Annotated in this window: 17 protein-coding genes; 12 read left to right on the top strand and 5 right to left on the bottom strand. The window is 63.9% G+C overall.

Annotated features, from left to right (window positions below):
* The 3 genes from KAZ48_03425 to KAZ48_03435 all read right to left on the bottom strand — a co-directional run.
* Window positions 1-364, bottom strand: a 364-nt coding sequence (locus tag KAZ48_03425) for a DUF302 domain-containing protein (protein ID MBP7971826.1), incomplete at its 3' end; no start/stop codon positions are given.
* Between the two features lie 350 nt (window positions 365-714).
* Window positions 715-2109, bottom strand: a complete 1395-nt coding sequence (gene radA / locus KAZ48_03430; protein MBP7971827.1) for a DNA repair protein RadA — start codon at window positions 2107-2109, stop codon at window positions 715-717.
* Between the two features lie 79 nt (window positions 2110-2188).
* Entirely contained in the window at window positions 2189-2956 is a 768-nt protein-coding gene (locus KAZ48_03435) for a hypothetical protein (protein ID MBP7971828.1), read from the bottom strand.
* 31 nt (window positions 2957-2987) lie between these two features.
* Here KAZ48_03435 and KAZ48_03440 point away from each other — a divergent pair, with 31 nt between their 5' ends.
* The 10 genes from KAZ48_03440 to KAZ48_03485 all read left to right on the top strand — a co-directional run bounded on the left by KAZ48_03440 (window position 2988) and on the right by KAZ48_03485 (window position 13450).
* A complete protein-coding gene (locus KAZ48_03440; protein MBP7971829.1) occupies window positions 2988-3935 on the top strand; it encodes a Ppx/GppA family phosphatase in 948 nt (315 codons plus the stop codon).
* 20 nt (window positions 3936-3955) lie between these two features.
* Window positions 3956-6379, top strand: coding sequence for an HAD-IC family P-type ATPase (locus tag KAZ48_03445; GenBank protein ID MBP7971830.1), 2424 nt, complete (start codon window positions 3956-3958; stop codon window positions 6377-6379).
* Window positions 6380-6415: 36 nt separating this feature from the next.
* Window positions 6416-7222, top strand: coding sequence for a sugar phosphate isomerase/epimerase (locus KAZ48_03450; GenBank protein MBP7971831.1), 807 nt, complete (start codon window positions 6416-6418; stop codon window positions 7220-7222).
* A gap of 76 nt (window positions 7223-7298) precedes the next feature.
* A complete protein-coding gene (locus KAZ48_03455) occupies window positions 7299-7964 on the top strand; it encodes a TetR family transcriptional regulator (GenBank protein MBP7971832.1) in 666 nt (221 codons plus the stop codon).
* A 201-nt stretch (window positions 7965-8165) separates the two neighbouring features.
* On the top strand, window positions 8166-9098 hold the full coding sequence (locus tag KAZ48_03460; protein MBP7971833.1) for a proline dehydrogenase family protein: 933 nt from the start codon (window positions 8166-8168) through the stop codon (window positions 9096-9098).
* A 14-nt stretch (window positions 9099-9112) separates the two neighbouring features.
* Window positions 9113-9916: a pyrroline-5-carboxylate reductase gene (gene proC / locus KAZ48_03465; GenBank protein MBP7971834.1), complete on the top strand. Its 804-nt coding sequence runs from the start codon at window positions 9113-9115 to the stop codon at window positions 9914-9916.
* Window positions 9917-9951: 35 nt separating this feature from the next.
* Window positions 9952-11145, top strand: a complete 1194-nt coding sequence (locus KAZ48_03470) for an acetoin utilization protein AcuC (protein MBP7971835.1) — start codon at window positions 9952-9954, stop codon at window positions 11143-11145.
* A gap of 90 nt (window positions 11146-11235) precedes the next feature.
* On the top strand, window positions 11236-11334 hold the full coding sequence (locus KAZ48_03475; GenBank protein MBP7971836.1) for an AURKAIP1/COX24 domain-containing protein: 99 nt from the start codon (window positions 11236-11238) through the stop codon (window positions 11332-11334).
* A 36-nt stretch (window positions 11335-11370) separates the two neighbouring features.
* Window positions 11371-12405, top strand: a complete 1035-nt coding sequence (locus tag KAZ48_03480) for an SDR family oxidoreductase (GenBank protein ID MBP7971837.1) — start codon at window positions 11371-11373, stop codon at window positions 12403-12405.
* Complete coding sequence (locus tag KAZ48_03485; GenBank protein MBP7971838.1) at window positions 12398-13450, top strand: acyltransferase family protein; 1053 nt, start codon at window positions 12398-12400, stop codon at window positions 13448-13450. The genes KAZ48_03480 and KAZ48_03485 overlap by 8 nt, the downstream gene beginning before the upstream one ends.
* 47 nt (window positions 13451-13497) lie before the next feature.
* Here the strand turns inward: KAZ48_03485 and KAZ48_03490 are convergent, their stop codons facing one another.
* Both KAZ48_03490 and KAZ48_03495 read right to left on the bottom strand, forming a co-directional pair.
* Window positions 13498-14181 (bottom strand): pyridoxamine 5'-phosphate oxidase family protein, encoded by a 684-nt coding sequence (locus KAZ48_03490; protein MBP7971839.1) that lies wholly within the window; start codon window positions 14179-14181, stop codon window positions 13498-13500.
* A gap of 64 nt (window positions 14182-14245) precedes the next feature.
* Window positions 14246-15124 carry an HAD-IB family hydrolase gene (locus KAZ48_03495; protein MBP7971840.1) on the bottom strand — a complete coding sequence of 293 codons (879 nt, stop codon included), beginning with the start codon at window positions 15122-15124 and terminating at the stop codon, window positions 14246-14248.
* An 18-nt stretch (window positions 15125-15142) separates the two neighbouring features.
* Between KAZ48_03495 and KAZ48_03500 the strand changes: the two genes are divergently transcribed.
* Both KAZ48_03500 and KAZ48_03505 read left to right on the top strand, forming a co-directional pair.
* Window positions 15143-16735, top strand: coding sequence for an AMP-binding protein (locus KAZ48_03500; protein ID MBP7971841.1), 1593 nt, complete (start codon window positions 15143-15145; stop codon window positions 16733-16735).
* A gap of 15 nt (window positions 16736-16750) precedes the next feature.
* Entirely contained in the window at window positions 16751-17008 is a 258-nt protein-coding gene (locus KAZ48_03505; protein MBP7971842.1) for a glutaredoxin family protein, read from the top strand.
* Window positions 17009-17081: the final 73 nt, after the last annotated feature.

Below are 17081 nucleotides of genomic sequence, written 5' to 3' on the forward strand. Positions count from 1 at the left end.
TGTCGAGAACGGCCTTCAGGCTCGCTGTCACCTCGTCGGCAACAGTGGTCATCTCGGCGTTTGCCGTCAGATCAACCAGCATTTCGGGGTTGATTACCTCTACGACCGTGCCCGACTCGTCGGCACGCACGACGACGTTGCAGGGCAGGAGCAGACCGATGCCCGGCTCGGCTTGCAGCGCGCGGAACGCATGGCTCGGACTGCAGGCACCGAGGATCACATGCGAACCGATCTCCTCGCCGAGCTTGTTGAGCAGGGTTGCCTGCATGTCGATCTCGGTGATGACACCGAATCCTTGTTGTGCCAGTGCTGATCGCACCTCGGTCACGACGGAGTCGAACGGACGGTCAACCGTGGTGCTCATGCCATATGCCACTGCTTGCTCCTACCTATCGTCGTGAATGCGCAACTACTGTCCGGGCGCGGTGCTGGCTGGTTCTAGCTAACGCGCTTGCGCGAGCCCCAACCGAAGAGGGTGCGCTTTGCTGGCTTGCCGTTGTCGCACTTGCAGCGTTCACGGGAAGGAACACCGCGCATGACCTCGCTGACGTGCTGTCCACAGCCTGCGTAGGTGGTCTTGCCGCACTGCCGGCAGTTCGCTGGATGGCACATCTGGTAATCCTCCGGATCTAGGGTTGGTGGGCGCCACCAAGGCGCTGTCAGCAATATACCCCCAGGGGTATTGGTTTGGCTAGTAGTGGTGACCCGTTTTGGTCACGCGGTCCCGGCGGTCCCAAGGGCCTGGAACGCTCGATTTACAGTCGGCACCTCAATCAGTTGCCCACCCGCGGCCCGGCCGTTGACCCGCTCCTTGGTCCCGACCGGTACCAGCAGCCGCCGGTAGCCGAGCCGAATCGCCTCGCTGACCCGCTCGGTCATGTTCGGAACCTGGCGGATATCACCGGACAGAGTCACCTCGCCGATGGCTGCCATATCCATCGGCACCACCCCGGACTTGCCCGCCGAGACGATTGCCAGACAGATCGCCATGTCGGTCCCGGGGTCGGAGATTCGCATGCCACCGACGGTGGCCAGGAAGACGTCCTTGTCCGACAGCCTCAGTTGGGCAGCCCGCTCGGTCACCGCGATGAGCATCGCGACGCGCGCTGAATCCAGGCCGGACACCCCCCTGCGTGGGTTCGGCGCGGGGTTCGGCGCGACGAGTGATTGAACCTCGGCGATCAGGGCCCGATGCCCCTCCAGTGTCACCGTCACGCAGGTACCCGGAACTGGTTCTTCGCGCTGGCCCCGGAACAACACGCTGGGGTCAACCACTTCGCGCATGCCAGTGTCGGTCTGTTCGAATGCCGCAACCTCAAGTGAGCCGAAGCGGTTCTTCACCGATCGCAGCAGTCGCAGCGAGGTGTGCTTGTCGCCATCCAGACTCAAAGTTGCGTCCACGATGTGTTCGAGTGCTCGCGGTCCGGCGACGTTGGAATCCTTGGTGACCTGCCCGATCAGAATCATGGGGATGTTGCGTGACTTGGCGATCCGGGTCAGTACCGTGGCCACTTCCATGACTTGGGTGACCCCGCCAGCTCGACCGTCGACCTCAGCGGAGGCAACCGTCTGCACCGAGTCGATGATGACCAGCGCCAGCTCACTAGCGTGGTCATCGATGTGGCCGATCACCATCGACAGATCCGTGTCATCGGCCAGCAGCAAGTGCTCGCTATCAGCCCCGATTCGTTTGGCGCGGATAGCGATCTGCTCAACCGATTCCTCGCCGGACACGTAGAGCACCCGTTTGGCGGTTCGTTTGGCTAGCGCGTCGGCGACCGCCAACACCAAGGTGCTCTTGCCGGATCCAGGTGGTCCGCTGCAGAGCACGACTTGGCCGGCAACGAAGCCACCCCCGAGCACGCGGTCAAACTCGCCGATTCCCGACGCGGTCCGGCGGACGGGACCGGAACTCATGACCTGCGCAACTGGCCTGGCCGGGTTGAGCGGGGACTTGCCTTGCGAGGACGCGCGTAGGCCAGCGGCAGGTGCCGCCGTTGCTACCTCGACGACCGTGTCGAACTCGCCGCATCGTGAACAGCGTCCGGTCCATTTGATCGAGGTCGCACCACACGAGTTGCACTCGAACGCGGTGGTGCTCTTTGCCATGAACTCCCCGTTCTGTCCGCCGATTACTGACTTGATCGCCCGTCCCGTAGACGCTACCTCGGGCCACCGACGATTCGGTTCAGGCGGGATCGGCGGGGTGGACCGCCAGTAGCCGCCGATCGGTCGGTGTGGCTTGTTCCACGGCGAGCAGGTGAGCTTCGCAGTGCCCGACCAGAACGTCGTAGGCCAGTGGACCCATGAGAGCGACCAGGGTGTCGCGTTCGCTGAGGTAGACCGGGTCGGGCCCGACGTGGGCCTCGGTGTTGCCCGAGCAGTACCAGTTGAGATCGTGGCCGCCCGGGCCCCAGCCGCGGCGGTCGAATTCGCTGACCACGACGATCGACTGCTTGGTACCGTCGGGAAGTTCGCGGTCCTCAAATGAGCGCCGAATCGGCAACTGCCAACACACATCCGGTTTGGTTTCCAGCGGCATCAGCCCGTTGTCCACGGCGTAGTTGTGCAGAGCGCAGCCGGCGCCGCCGGGAAACCCGGGCCGGTTCAGGAAGACGCAGGCGCCATCGACGGTTCGCGTCTGCCGGTCGCCGTCGCCGTCGCGCATGACGACTCCTTCGCGCCGGCCCACCTCGGCGAACTGCCAGCCAGCTGTCGGCAGTCGTTTGGCGAACTTCTTGACGCGCTCGCGGTCAGCCTTGTCGGAGAAGTGGGCACCCAAGGTGCAGCAGCCGTCGTCGGGCCGATCGGCCATGATGCCGCCGCAACCCCGCCCGTAGATGCATAGCCAGCGTGACGTTAACCACGTCAGATCGCACCGAAAGACCTGGTCGTCCTGCGCAGGATCGGTGAATTCGACGAATGCGCGGGGAAAGTCGAGCGCAACTTCGGGCATTGGCCAAGGGTAGGGGGATACCGTCAGGGCTGTGCGACTAGGAGTACTCGACGTTGGTTCCAACACGGTGCATCTGTTGGTGGTGGATGCCCACCGTGGCGGTGCGCCGGTTCCCGCGCACTCGCACAAGACCGAATTGAAGCTCTCCGAGTACCTCCGAGACGACGGTTCGATCAAGCCGGCGGCAGTCGATCTGCTCTGTGACTTCGTCCGGAGTTCACTGGAGGTCGCCGAGGAGGTCGGAGTCACTGAGGTCATGGCCTTCGCCACCTCGGCAATCCGCGAGGCCGCCAACGGGCAAGAGGTCCTCAATGAAGTTGCCAACCGGACTGGCATCCAGCTGCGCGTACTGAGCGGGGTTGACGAGGCCCGATTGACGTTCCTGGCCGCCCGCCGCTGGTTCGGCTGGAGCAGTGGCCGACTGCGCGTACTCGACATCGGTGGCGGCTCCTTGGAGTTGGCGATTGGTGCCGACGAAGACCCCGACACCGCCATCTCGGTTCCCCTCGGCGCGGGTCGCCTGACTCGCGATCACTTCGACCACGATCCGCCGAAGAAGGATGAGTTCAAGTCGTTGCGTCGCTACGTTCGCGTTGAGATCGGGCAGGTCGCCGGTGAGCTCAGCCGCTATGGGCATCCGCAATTGACGGTTGCGACGAGCAAGACCTTCCGCCAGCTCGCGCGCATCACCGGCGCACCGGCCTCCGACGAGGGGCCCTACGTCGAGCGGCTGCTACGACGCGATGACCTTAAGCTATGGATTCCCAAGATTGCTGCCATGACGGCAAGTGAGCGAGCGCAACTCCCTGGCGTGTCTGCTGGGCGAGCCAACCAACTCGTCGCCGGTGCACTGGTCGCGGAGGCCTCAATGGACATCTTCGACATCGATGAGTTGCGCATCTGCCCGTGGGCTCTGCGGGAAGGCGTGATCCTGCGCCGCCTCGATGGTCTGGGCGTTTCCGACGGGCCGGAGATTTGAGCCCCGACGATGCCGTGACCGTGGCAGATCCCGCCGTCGGCCTGACAGCGGCGGAAGTCGCGCAACGCGTTGCGGCCGGCGAGACCAACCACGTCAAGCAGGCCAACAGCCGCAGCCTCGGCAGCATCATCCGCGAGAATACGATTACCAGTTTCAACATCGTGATCGGCTCGCTGTGGGCGCTGATGTTCATCGCCCGAGCGCCGATTCAGGATTCGCTTTTCGGGTTCGTGATCGTGTTCAACTCCGCGATCGGAATCGTGCAGGAATACCGCGCCAAGCGGACGCTGGAGAAGCTGTCGCTGATCGGCGAGGTCAAACCGGTCGTTCGCCGCGATGGTGAGGACGTTGAGTTGTCGCCAGACGATTTGGTCCGCGGTGACGTCGTCGTGCTGACCACCGGCGATCAGATCGTGGTCGACGGCGAGATGCTGACGGCGACTGGACTTGAAGCCGACGAGTCCCTGCTGACCGGTGAGGCCGACCCAGTTCACAAGCTCGTCGGTGACGAGGTCATGAGTGGCTCATTCGTGGTTTCCGGCAGTGGCCTCATGCGTGCCACCAGAGTCGGCGCCAACTCCTATGCCACCCAGTTGACGTCCGAGGCTCGAACGTTCTCCAGTACGCAATCAGAGCTCATGGGCTCGATCATGAGATTCGTTCGCACCATCACATGGGTCCTCATCCCGCTGGGGACGCTGCTGTTCATCTCCCAGTTGGAATCGGCCCCCAATTGGCAACAGGCCCTATCGGGAACGGTGGCTGGCGTTGTCACGATGGTGCCGGAGGGTTTGGTGCTGCTCACCAGCGTCGCGATGGCGGTGGCGGTGGTTCGACTCGGTCAGCGCCGCACGCTGGTGCAAGAGATGCCGGCAGTCGAGGTACTTGCCCGCGTCGATGTGGTCTGTGTTGACAAGACCGGCACCCTGACCGAACCGGGCATGGCGGTCAACGATTTTGTCCTGCTCGACTCCGAGCTTGGGGAGGCGAGCGTTAAGGAGGTGCTCGGTGCCCTCGGACACTCAGAGGAGAGCCCGAACCCGACCCTGGCCGCAGTTGCCGCCGAATACGCCGAACCCAACTGGACAACGACGTCGGTGATCCCCTTTTCCTCGGCGCGCAAATGGTCCGGGGCGAGCTTCGACGGGCAAGGCACCTGGTTACTCGGTGCGCCCGAGGTGTTGATGACCGCGCTCGCAGAACAGCAGGGCGGCAAGGGAAGTGCCCACGACGCACAGACCCGGGCAGATCAGTTGGCCAGCGGTGGCGCGCGGGTGCTCCTGCTGGCACGTTCCACCGCAACCGACGGGCAAGGCCCGAGCGCAGAAGCCGGACCAGGTTCGCTGGAGCCGGTCGCGCTGGTGGCGATTGACCAGCGGCTGCGTTCCGATGCGGCCCAGACCGTTGAGTACTTCCTGGAGCAGGGAGTCACGGTCAAGGTGATCAGTGGCGACAACCCGGTCACTGTCGGCGCGATCGCGGCCCAAGCCGGCATCCCGCTGGCCGACGATCCGTTCGATGCGCGCGAGTTGCCCGAAGAGACCGAAGAACTTGCGGAGGTGCTGGAGACGCACGGGGTCTTTGGTCGGGTGACCCCCGCGCAGAAGCGCGCGATGGTGGGTGCGCTGCAGAGTCGCGGCCACACCGTCGCGATGACCGGTGATGGCGTCAATGACGTACTCGCCCTCAAGGATGCGGACCTGGGCATCGCCATGGGTTCCGGTGCTGGTGCCACCCGTGCGGTGGCGCAAATCGTCCTGCTGGATAGCAAGTTCTCGGTCCTGCCCTACGTCGTGGCGGAAGGTCGCCGTGTGCTCGGCAACATCGAGCGGGTGAGCGATCTGTTCCTCACCAAGTCGTTCTACTCGGCACTGATGTCGCTGATCACTGTCGTTCTGACCCTCACCAACATTTACCAAGTGGAGTTCATCTTCTTGCCGCGCCACTTGACGCTGATTACGTGGCTGACCATTGGCACGCCGGCATTCTTCTTGGCGTTGATGCCGAATACCCAACGCTTTGAGCCCGGCTTCTTCCGACGAGTCCTGCGCTTCACGATTCCAGCCGGCATCATCTGTGCGGTGTTCTCCTACGGCTCGTACCTGCTCGTACTCGCGGAAGGTGAGCCGCTGGAGGTTGCTCGGACCTCAGCGGCGATCACGCTTTTTGCGATCGCTTGGGTGGTGCTGGTCTTGGTCGCCCGACCGCTGAATCCAATCAGAATCGCAATAGTGGTGGTGATGGGTGCCGGGTTCCTGTTGGTGCTGGCCATCCCGCCGCTGTCGCAGTTCTTCGCGCTGGCGCTGACGTTCGACAATCAGGGCATCACGGCGGTTGCGTTCGGCGCGGCCGGGGCAGGACTGTTGGTCTTCCTGCGCCGCTTCATTGAAGTACGGGTGGACGAACACGACGACGACCGCGAGCCGTTGGGTGCGTCGGTTTAGGCTGGTCCCGTGAGCATTGGGGACGTGGGGGACTCGATCGAGGTTCGCGGTGTCACCTCGGCACCGGCCAAGATCGCTCTATCGACTGTCTCGGTGTACCCGGAATCACCAGCGGCCGCCTTCGAGATCGCCTCCCGCCTCGGCTACGACGGCGTCGAGGTCATGGTCATGTCCGACGCGGTAAGCCAGGATCCGACCGAACTGCGTCGGCTCAGCGACACCTACGGCGTCCCGATTCTGGCGGTGCACGCTCCCTGCCTGCTCGTTACTCAGCGGGTCTGGGGTTCCGATCCGTGGGGCAAGCTGGTGCGGGCCCGGCAGGCCGCCGAACTGTTCGAGGCATCGACGGTGGTCGTTCATCCACCCTTCCGGTGGCAGCGCGACTACGCCCGCGACTTTGTTCGGGGTCTCAAGCGGATGGCGCAAGACACCGACATCCGATTTGCCGTCGAGAACATGTATCCCTGGCGGGCGGCATCGCGAGAGATGGCTGCCTACTCGCCGGGATGGGACGTTCGCGACGAGGACTATCCCCACACCACGCTCGACCTGTCTCACACGGCAGTCAGTGGAACCGATGGCCTGCAGATGGCTCGGGACTTTGGCGATTCGTTGGCGCACCTACACCTTGCGGACGGCTCCGGCAGTGCCAAGGATGAGCACCTGATCCCAGGTCGTGGCAACCAGGCCTGCGGTGAGGTGCTTGAGTACCTCGCACGGCGCAACTTCGATGGCACGGTGGTCATTGAGGTATCGACCCGTAAGGCAGCCAACCGCGCCGAGCGGGAAGCCGATCTTGCCGAGGCACTCGCGTACGCGAAACTGCACCTCGTTCGCTCCTGATCTCTGACGCAATCGTGGCCCCCGATGGGGACCAGCGACCAAGCACAAACGCGGTGTCTCTGGCAAGCTACCTAGCGTGGCAACTGATGACGTTCGCGATGCAGTACTCGATGCGGCCCGCGCTGCGTTCCACGCTCGTGGTTATGCCAGGACCTCGGTCAAGGCGGTCGCTGCCGCGGCCGGTGTCGCACCGGAGGTGGTGTCGAAGTACTACCAGTCGAAAGACAAGCTGTTTGCCGCTGCGCTACGGCTCCCGTTCGATCCAGCTAAAGCCATTCCGCAGCTCGTCGCGCCCGGCCTGGAGGGTATGGGCGAACGCCTGACTCGCGTCACCCTTGAGACTCTCGGCGACCCGGAGACCCGGGACGACCTGATCGCCCTGGCTCGGGCTGGCAACTCCACCGGCAAGGCGGTCGCCGGGATGAAGTCGCTCGTAGAGCAAGACATCGTCGATCGGCTCGCGGTCATCATCGGTGTCCCCGACGCCAGGCTGCGGGCCAACCTCATCACCAGCTACCTCATGGGTGTCGCGATCAATCGATACGTGCTGCGCCTTGACCCCTTGGCCTCAATGTCGGAAGAAGACGTCATCCGACTCGTCTCGCCGACGATTCAGGATTGGCTCACCCCGACCAAACCGTTACCCAAGTACAAGTCCGAACCGGTTCCCACGTCACGCAAGCCTCGGCCAAAGCGCGAACCAGATCCGTTCGACGCTGTCACCGACTGGCCGGGGACGTAGCGTCCAGGCGAAGCGACCGCTGGCGGTCGCGGCTCTTTCCGCTGCAATAGTGTCCCCAACAGGCGCGTATCTGACCGCCTGCCCGATAACCTCGGGCGAGGTGGCGTTGATGCACGCACACCAGGTACGCACGCACGGCAGACAGACACGGCAGATCGGCAAGCAGGACAGGTCAGTACAGACGATCGTGGAGGTGGGCACGTGGTCGTTCGACAGACGTTGCTGGCGGCCTCTCGCAGCAGCACCATCAAGAACCTCGCGACCGCCGCCCCACCGACCCGCGCAGTGGTCGCTCGCTTCGTGGCAGGTGAGCACACCGAGGACGCAGTCAGGGCAGCTTCAGATCTGGCCGGAATGGGCCTGCATTGCACCATCGACTACCTCGGCGAGGACGTCACTTCCGTTGACGAAGCCAACGCCACCATGCAGGCCTACCGCCGACTGTTGGCGGCGCTGGCCGAGGCTGACCTGACGGACCGGGCAGAGGTCTCGCTCAAGCTCTCCGCGATGGGCCAAGCACTACCCAGCGACAGCGCGCAGATCTCCTTGGAGAATGCCCGGCTGATCTGTCAGGCCGCGCAGACTGTGGGCACAACCGTGACCCTGGACATGGAAGATCACCAGACCACCGACCTGACGTTGGAGACGCTGCGGGAGTTGCGCAAGGACTTTCCGACGACTGGCGGGGTGTTGCAGGCTGCCCTCAAGCGCACCGAACAGGATTGTCGTGATCTGAGCTACGCGGGATCGCGAATCAGGTTGTGCAAAGGCGCCTACTCCGAGCCGCCCTCGGTCGCTTACCAGTCGCCGCAGGATGTGGACTTGTCCTACGTGCGGTGCCTGAAGATTCTGATGGCCGGGCAGGGCTACCCGATGATTGCCACTCACGACCCACGCCTAATCGACATTGCCGGTGCGGTCGCGGTTCGAACCGGGCGGGCGCGCGCCACCTACGAATTTCAGATGCTGTTCGGTGTTCGCTCTGAGGAGCAACGACGACTGGCGGCCATGGGCGAGAAGGTTCGCGTCTATGTCCCGTTTGGCGACCAGTGGTACCCGTACCTAATCCGACGGATGGCTGAGAAGCCCGCAAACCTGGGCCTGGCCCTCCGCGCGATGACCTCACGGTCCTGAAAGGGTCGACAACAATGACAAAGACCGCAATTTTTGGCGCAGGCGTCATGGGTGAGGCGCTGCTCACCGGTCTGCTGCGTGGTCGTTGGTCGCAAGACGACCTGGTGATCACCGAGAAGCGCCCCGATCGCGCCGAGGTTCTGCGCGCCACCTACGGCGTGACTGTGTCATCGAACGTTGCGGCGGCCGAGGCCGCCTCAACCCTCCTGCTCGTGGTCAAGCCGCAGGACATGTCCGCGCTCTTGGCCGAGATCTCCCCGCACATCGCTGGCGACTGTCTGGTTATTTCGGTCGCGGCTGGCATCACGACGGCCTTCCTTGAATCGCAGCTACCCGAGGGTTCGGCAGTCGTTCGCGTTATGCCGAACACGCCTGCGCTGGTCGATGAGGGAATGTCGGCCATCTCGCCAGGCCGCCATTGCGACGAGGAACACCTGGCTAGGGCGGAAGAAATCCTCAGCGCTGTCGGGCGGGTGGTCCGCGTTCCGGAGAGCCAACAGGACGCGGTCACCGCCATTTCCGGATCTGGACCCGCGTACATCTTCTACATCGTTGAGGCAATGGTCGAGGCTGGCGTGCTGTTGGGAATCCCGCGCGCTACCGCCACCGAGCTTGCCGTCCAGACCCTTTATGGATCGGCAAAGATGTTGCGCGAAACCGGCGAACACCCAACCGTGTTGCGAGAGAACGTCACGTCACCGGCGGGCACGACGGCGGCCGCCCTGCGCGAGCTGGACGACCACAAAGTGCGAGCCGCATTCCTGCGGGCGATGGAGGCGGCCAGAGACCGCTCCAGCGAACTCGCGTCTGGATCGTGATGTGAGGTGCTGTTGACTCGCGTGAGGTGGGGTCCATGAGTGGAGACATGGTCTACATCTGGGACGAGGAGTTGCGTTTCTACGACTTTGGTCCCGGCCACCCGCTCTCGCCGATCCGCAACGTGCTGGCGTACAAGCTGACTGATTACTTGGGTGTCCTCGCGCGGCCCAACGTGACACTGACCGAACACGTTGAGCCGGCTACTGACGACCAACTCGCATGGGTTCACGAGGTTCCGTACATCGATTCGGTCAGACGGGCCTCGGACGGGACGGGGTACCGAGATCTTGCCCGCGGTCTTGGCAGTGATGACGTACCGATCTTTGCTGGCATGCACCAGGCTGCGGCCCGCGTTTGTGGCGCGACGATCTCTGCTGTCAGGGCAGTCCAAAGCGGTGCCGCGTTGCACGCAGTCAACATCAGTGGTGGGCTGCACCACGCGATGCCGGGATCGGCCAGTGGCTTCTGCATCTACAACGACCCGGCGGTGGGAATCGAATGGTTGTTGCGCAACAGCTTTGAGCGCATTGCCTACGTCGACGTCGACGTGCACCACGGCGATGGTGTGCAGGAGGCGTTCTACAACGATCCTCGCGTGCTGACGGTCTCCATCCATGAGTCCGGTCGCTACCTGTTCCCCGGTACTGGCCGCCCGGACGAAGTGGGTGGCCCGGATGCGCGCGGATCGGCCGTCAACATCGCCCTGCCGTCGGGCGTGGACGACAACGGGTGGCTGCGCGCCTTCGATGCCATCGTCCCAAAGGTGCTGCGGGCTTTTCAGCCCCAGATACTGGTGACGCAGCAGGGCTGCGACTCGCACCGTAACGATCCGCTGGCGAACCTCAACCTGACCGTCGACGGCCAGCGCGCCTCGTATCTGCGGCTGCACGAATTGGCCCACGAGCTCTGTGGCGGTCGTTGGGTTGCGCTCGGCGGCGGAGGTTACGACTGGCTGGACGCGGTCCCGCGAGCCTGGACACATCTGGCCGCGATCGCCGCCGGGAAAGCCATCGACGTGTCCACCGAAACCCCGATGGCCTACCGCTCGTTGCTGCAGACCGCCTTCGGTGTCGAGGCGCCGGCCACGATGGGCGATGGCGCACTCATCAACCCGCATCCCTGGTCGGCTGGCTACGACATGTTGGACCCCCTTGACCGCGCGGTCCTCAAGACTGAGGATGCGGTCTATCCAGAGATGGGCTTGGTAGCCGACCCATACATGTTCTGATCAACCCGCAGCGCGTAGGGTTGCGCCTGTGGGTCATCGACCCGTCTACCCAATTCTGGCGTCAGTCAGCAACATGAAAGAGGCACATCCGTGGGATCTGTGGTCAAGAAGCGCCGCAAGCGCATGGCGAAGAAGAAGCACCGCAAACTCCTTCGCAAGACCAGGGTTCAGCGCCGCAACAAGAAGTAGACATTCCGCGGACTTTTCACACAGCTGGAGGTTGTGGTGCCCAGAGTCGTACTCGTCACTGGCGTTTCGCGCTACCTCGGTGGCCGCATGGCCAGAATCCTGACTGAGGATCCAGAGATTGAGCGGGTTGTCGGCGTCGACGTGGTTCCGCCGCGGCTCGACATCGGAGGCGCGGAATTCGTCCGTGCGGATATCCGCAACCCGATTATCTCCAAGGTGATCAATACCGCCGAGGTGGACACCGTCGTGCATATGGGCGTCATCGCCACGCCGGTGCAGGCTGGCGGTCGGATGTCCATGAAGGAGATCAACGTCATCGGCACCATGCAGCTGCTGGCTGCGTGTCAAAAGGCTCCGAGCGTGCGCAAGTTGGTCGTCAAATCATCGACCTCGATCTACGGTGCCGGGCCCAAGGATCCGGCGATGTTCACCGAGGACATGGAACCCAAGCACACCCCCGGTTCTGGCTGGTCCAAGGATTCGGTGGAGGTCGAGGGATACGTTCGTGGCTTCGCCAGGCGCCGCCCCGACGTCGACGTCACCACCTTGCGATTCGCCAACTTCCTCGGCCCGCGAGTCGATACGCCGATGTCCTCGTATTTCGAACTACCCGTCATCCCGATTCCGCTCGGGCACGACGCCAGGCTTCAGTTCATCCACGAGGACGACGGTTTGGAAGCGCTCCGGCAAGCCACGATGGATGACCGTCCCGGCACCTTCAACGTGGCCGGCGATCACATCCTGATGCTCAGCCAGGCAGCTCGGCGGGCCGGTCGACCCATCATGCGGGTGCCGGCGGCCTTCTCTGGCGCGGTGGGCGCGGCAGTGCGCAGGCTGGGACTCGCGGATTTCTCACCGGAACAGGTTCGCTTTTTGACCTACGGCCGAGGTGTCGACACAACTCGAATGCGCACGATCTTCGGATTCACCCCGCAGCACACCACCCCAGAGACCTTCGACTCGTTCGTGCGCGCCCACAAGCTCAATCGACTGCTACCACCAGAACGCGTTGAGGCAGTCGAAGACCAGCTCGTTTCGCTACTGACCGGAAGGGGCGTTGGCGATGGCTGACGCACGTGTTATTCCCATCAAGAACCGCGACGAGAAGGCGCGAGCACGTAAGAAGCCAGCGGCCAAGCGGACGACCAAGAAGCCCGCAGCTTCGAGTCGCGGCCGCAGTGCCGGTGGTGCTGGCGGTTCCGCCGCTGCGGCGCACCACGAGGAAGCCGAGCCGGAGCGCGAACACGCACCTTTGCCCGGCGCCGAACCAGATCCGGTGCCCTGGGACCGCAAAGTCGCCAACCTGCTCGCATTCGCCCGGCGCAGGATCACCGGCGATTACGAGGTCGACGAGTTCGGCTACGACCGCGAACTGACCGATCGGGTGCTGACTGCGCCGCTGCGGCCGCTGTACTCGCGTTGGTTCCGGGTCGAGACCCGCGGGCTCGAGAACGTCCCGGATACCGGCGGCGCGCTGGTTGTCGCCAACCACTCTGGCACTGTCGCCCTCGACGCGCTGATGACGTCGGTCGCGCTGCTGGATCATCACCCGTCGCGCAGGCAACTGCGAATGCTCGGGGCAAACCTGGTCTTCCAGACCCCCGTCGTGGGCGAATACGCGCGTAAGAGCGGCAGCACCTTGGCGTGTGCGCCCGACGCAGAGCGACTGCTGAACAACGGCGAGCTCGTCGGCGTCTGGCCCGAGGGATTCAAAGGCATCGGCAAGCCGTTCAGCGAGCGCTACAAGCTGCAACGGTTCGGCCGTGGCGGCTTCGTCTCGGCGGCGCTGAAGACCAAGACCCCGATCATTCCCTGTGCCATCGTTGGTGCCGAGGAGATCTACCCGATCATCGGCAATGCCAAGACCCTGGCGCGGATCCTTGGGATGCCTTACTTCCCCATCACGCCAACGTTCCCGCTGCTTGGCCCCCTCGGGATGATCCCGTTGCCCAGCAAGTGGATCATCGAGTTTGGTGAGCCGATCTACACCGACGACTTCCCGGAAACTGCTGCCGACGATCCGATGCTGGTCTTCAACCTGACGGACCAAGTCCGCGAGACCATCCAGCAGACCCTGTATCGCCTGCTGGTTCAGCGGCGCTCGGTATTCCTCTAAGCAGGGTTACTCTCGGTGCAGCTCTGCGGCAGGCAGACTCGAACGCGCTACAACCCGCGCCGCAACGGATGGTCCAGCACGTAGTCCGGCACCGGAATGCCCTCGGTCAAGTCGGGGGAGTCGACCGGTTGGCCGGCGACCAGTCGCAGCGGCAGCACGCCGGCCCAATGGGGCAGTGTCCGATCCTCGGTCGGCTCTTCTCCGTCGGCGGCGCCAATCTTCACCGATGCCTCCTCGAGCGGAACCCGGATGACCATGGTCGCTTTGAGTTCCTTGGCCAACGTGGGTCGGACGTCGTGTTGACGACCCGGCATCACATGCTCGCTGAATGTGAGCAGCGCATCGAATTGCTCGTCGGCGTCCACCAGTTCGCCCGCACCGAAGATCGTCACGCTGCGGTAGTTCATCGAGGACTCAAACAGCGACCGCGCGTAGACCAGTCCGTCCAGCAGCGTCACGGTGATGCAGATCGGCGCACCGGCTCGAATCGTCCGGAACATGCGACTGGCCTGGGAGCCGTGCAGGAGTAGTTCGTCGCCACGGCGCGCGTAGGCGCAGGGAATCACCACGGGCAGGCCGTGCTCGTCGACAAAGCCAACGTGGGCGACCAATGCCTCATCCAGGATCGCGTTCATCGCGTCGCGATCCGGCGTCGAGTTTTCCGGCAGCCGCCGCACCTTGGTGCGCTCGTTGACGGGCAACGGGTGGGGAACGCTGTGGTCTGGACTCATGACCGCCTCTCCGGAAGGGCTGTTGGCAGGAACGGAACGAGTGCGAATGCCGCCGCTGGGCCCCTCAGCCTGCGGCCGGAGTCCTGGATCCCAGAACCGCCCCGAGGGCCAAACCCGATCCGAAACCAAGGAGGGCCGCTGCCGGGACGCCTATCTTCAAGGCGAAGCGTCGGGAGCGATAGTCGCGAATCTGCCAGCCCTGGGTGCGCGCCCGCCCGCGCAATTCGTGGTCGGGATTAATGGCAACCGGGTTACCTACCAGCGACAGCATGGGGATGTCGTTGGCCGAGTCCGAATACGCCGAGCACTTGCTCAGGTCTAGCTGAAGTTCCTCGGCCAACTCGCGCACGGCCTCGGCCTTGGCCTCGCCATGCATCGGCACTCCGATGAGCTTGCCGGTGTATCGACCATCAACGATCTGCGATCGAGTGCCAATCGCACCGGACAAGCCGAGGCGATCGGCGATGACCTCGGCAACCTCAATGGGAGTGGCGGACACGAGCCAGACTCGCTGACCGACATCGAGGTGTGATTGTGCGATTGCCAAGGTTCCGGGCCACAGTTTGTCGACCATGTACTTCTCAAAGACCTCGTCAGCGATGCCCCGCATCTCGTCCACGGGTTGGTCTTTGATGATTTCGAGGGCCGACGTCTGGATTTTGGCCATATCGTCAAGGTCTTCGGTTCCCGCCAGCACGAACTTGGCCTGCTTCCAGCCGAACCCAAGCATGTCTGCCGGCGTGAGGATCTTGCGGCGCAGGAGTCCCCGTGCCAGCGCGAAGATGCTTGCTCCCCGCACGATGGTGTTGTCGATGTCGAAGAACGCGCCAGCCTCTGGATCGACGTCAACCGGGCCGAACCGTCCGAACTCCACCCCGAAGCCGCCGAGTGAAGACGCAATGGGCGCGCCATCGAGCGGACCGCCGGACCCGAGGTTGCTCACACGGTCACCTTAGCCACGATGACCTGTGGGAGACTCGCGGTCGTGGGAGCCAACCTCGCTGACCTTGTTCAGGACGCCGCCGCAACGCGGCCAGACGTGTCTGCCGTCGTGTCCGCCGGCCGAACGACGAGTTGGGCAGAACTGGATCGCCTGGTCCATGCGGTGTCCGGTGGGCTGACTGCTCGACGCCTGGACCGTGGTGACCGAGTCGCGATCGTGATTGGGAACAGTCTGGAGTTCGTTACCAGCTATTTCGGGATCCTTCGCGCTGGTCTGGTCGCTGTACCGATGAACACCTCATATACCCCGGCAGAGATCGACGCAGTCCTGCGGTCGTCGGGAGCGAAGCTGGTGGTCGCGGACCGTGGCACCGCCCAGGCCGTGCGAGCAGCGGCTGGCAAAGAAGTGCCGGTGGTGGAAGTTGGCAGCGACGAGTGGCGCCGATTGACGGTGGGATCCACCCCTCCGCCGTCTGAACAGACCGACCCGGAGAGCCTGGCCGTACTCATCTACACCGCCGGAACCTCTGGCAAAGCCAAGGGCGCGATGCTGACCCATCGAGCGTTGTTGGCCAACCTCGACCAACTCAGTGCCGTGACCGACCCGCCTCCGATGCTGCCAGCTGACGTCGTCTTGATCGTGCTGCCGATGTTCCATATCTACGCCCTCAACGCCGCGCTGGGGATGGTGGCAAAGACCGGCGCGACGGCGATCATCGCCGACCGGTTTGAGCCATACGCAACGCTCGATCTGATCCGCGCGAACAAGGTCACCAACATCGCCGGAGCCCCGCCCATGTACGTCGCGTGGTCGGCGGTGCCGGACATCGGGCAGCAGTTGGGTGGCGTCCGGATGATGGCGTCGGGCGCGGCACCGCTTCCGCCGGCCGTATTCCAGCAGTTCAGTACGGCAGGGCTGACCATCTGGGAGGGCTATGGCATGACCGAAGCCTCCCCGGTGATCTGCTCCACCGTTGTCGGTGGCAAGTCCAAACCCGGCTCGGTTGGCCACTCACTGCCGGGCATCTACTTGCGACTGATGGACGATTCCGGCCAGGCGGTCGCTGAGGGCGACCCGGGCGAAATCGTCATCCAGGGAGCCAACCTGTTCTCCGGGTACTGGCCGGATAGCTCTGACGGCCCGGACGCTGAAGGTTGGTTCGCCACCGGGGATGTGGCCATCGCCGATTTTGACGGCGACCTCCGATTGGTCGATCGCCGTACTGACCTGATCCTGGTGAGCGGGTTCAACGTCTACCCGGCAGAGGTCGAAGGGGTCATCGCGATGGCTCCCGGCGTGCGCGAAGTCGCCGTGCTTGGCGTCGCGCATCCCTATACCGGCGAGGCGGTCAAGGCCCTGGTGGTCGCCAAACCGGGAATCACCGTGACCCCGGAAGACATCGTCGAATTCGCCCAGACCCGGCTCGCACGGTTCAAGACGCCCACCATCGTTGAGCTCGTTGACGAGTTGCCACGTTCGGTTACCGGCAAGGTGATGAAGGGGTGGCTCAGAGCTCAGCCGGGCCACGAGACCAGTGCCGCTGATCTGATCGCTGAGGCAGAAGCGCAAGCCGAGGACACCGAATCGGCTGCGGCAGAAGAATCCGGCTGACCGGCACCGTCGACGATGGCGAATGAGTCCGAACCGCGTGTCACCTTGGTGGGCAAGCCCGATTGTCATCTGTGTGCCGACGCCCGCGCAGTCATCGAGCAGGTCTGTGCCGAGCTGGGGATCGGCTGGCAGGAGCTATCAATCCTGGACGACCCCGAGCTCGCCGACCGTTACTGGGAGCAGATCCCGGTGACCCTCGTCGACGGCAAGCAGCACGACTTTTGGCGAGTGGATCCAGCCCGGCTGCGCAAGAAACTGACTGATAGCCGCTAGCGTCCGATTATCGGACATGTTCGTCCGGCAACTTTGTGCATTCGTGCACTTTGCGTCGTATCCTGTTGCAGTC

Source organism: Candidatus Nanopelagicales bacterium, from assembly GCA_018003655.1.
Lineage (GTDB): Bacteria > Actinomycetota > Actinomycetes > S36-B12 > UBA10799 > JAGNDY01.

Bases quoted from the DNA above. Each gene is read 5' to 3' on its own strand.
- radA (MBP7971827.1), bottom strand. From the start codon at position 2,109: ATGGCAAAGAGCACCACCGCGTTCGAGTGCAACTCGTGTGGTGCGACC.
- KAZ48_03470 (MBP7971835.1), top strand. From the start codon at position 9,952: ATGAGTGGAGACATGGTCTACATCTGGGACGAGGAGTTGCGTTTCTAC.
- KAZ48_03505 (MBP7971842.1), top strand. From the start codon at position 16,751: ATGGCGAATGAGTCCGAACCGCGTGTCACCTTGGTGGGCAAGCCCGAT.
- KAZ48_03500 (MBP7971841.1), top strand. From the start codon at position 15,143: ATGACCTGTGGGAGACTCGCGGTCGTGGGAGCCAACCTCGCTGACCTT.
- proC (MBP7971834.1), top strand. From the start codon at position 9,113: ATGACAAAGACCGCAATTTTTGGCGCAGGCGTCATGGGTGAGGCGCTG.
- KAZ48_03485 (MBP7971838.1), top strand. From the start codon at position 12,398: ATGGCTGACGCACGTGTTATTCCCATCAAGAACCGCGACGAGAAGGCG.
- KAZ48_03490 (MBP7971839.1), bottom strand. From the start codon at position 14,181: ATGAGTCCAGACCACAGCGTTCCCCACCCGTTGCCCGTCAACGAGCGC.
- KAZ48_03435 (MBP7971828.1), bottom strand. From the start codon at position 2,956: ATGCCCGAAGTTGCGCTCGACTTTCCCCGCGCATTCGTCGAATTCACC.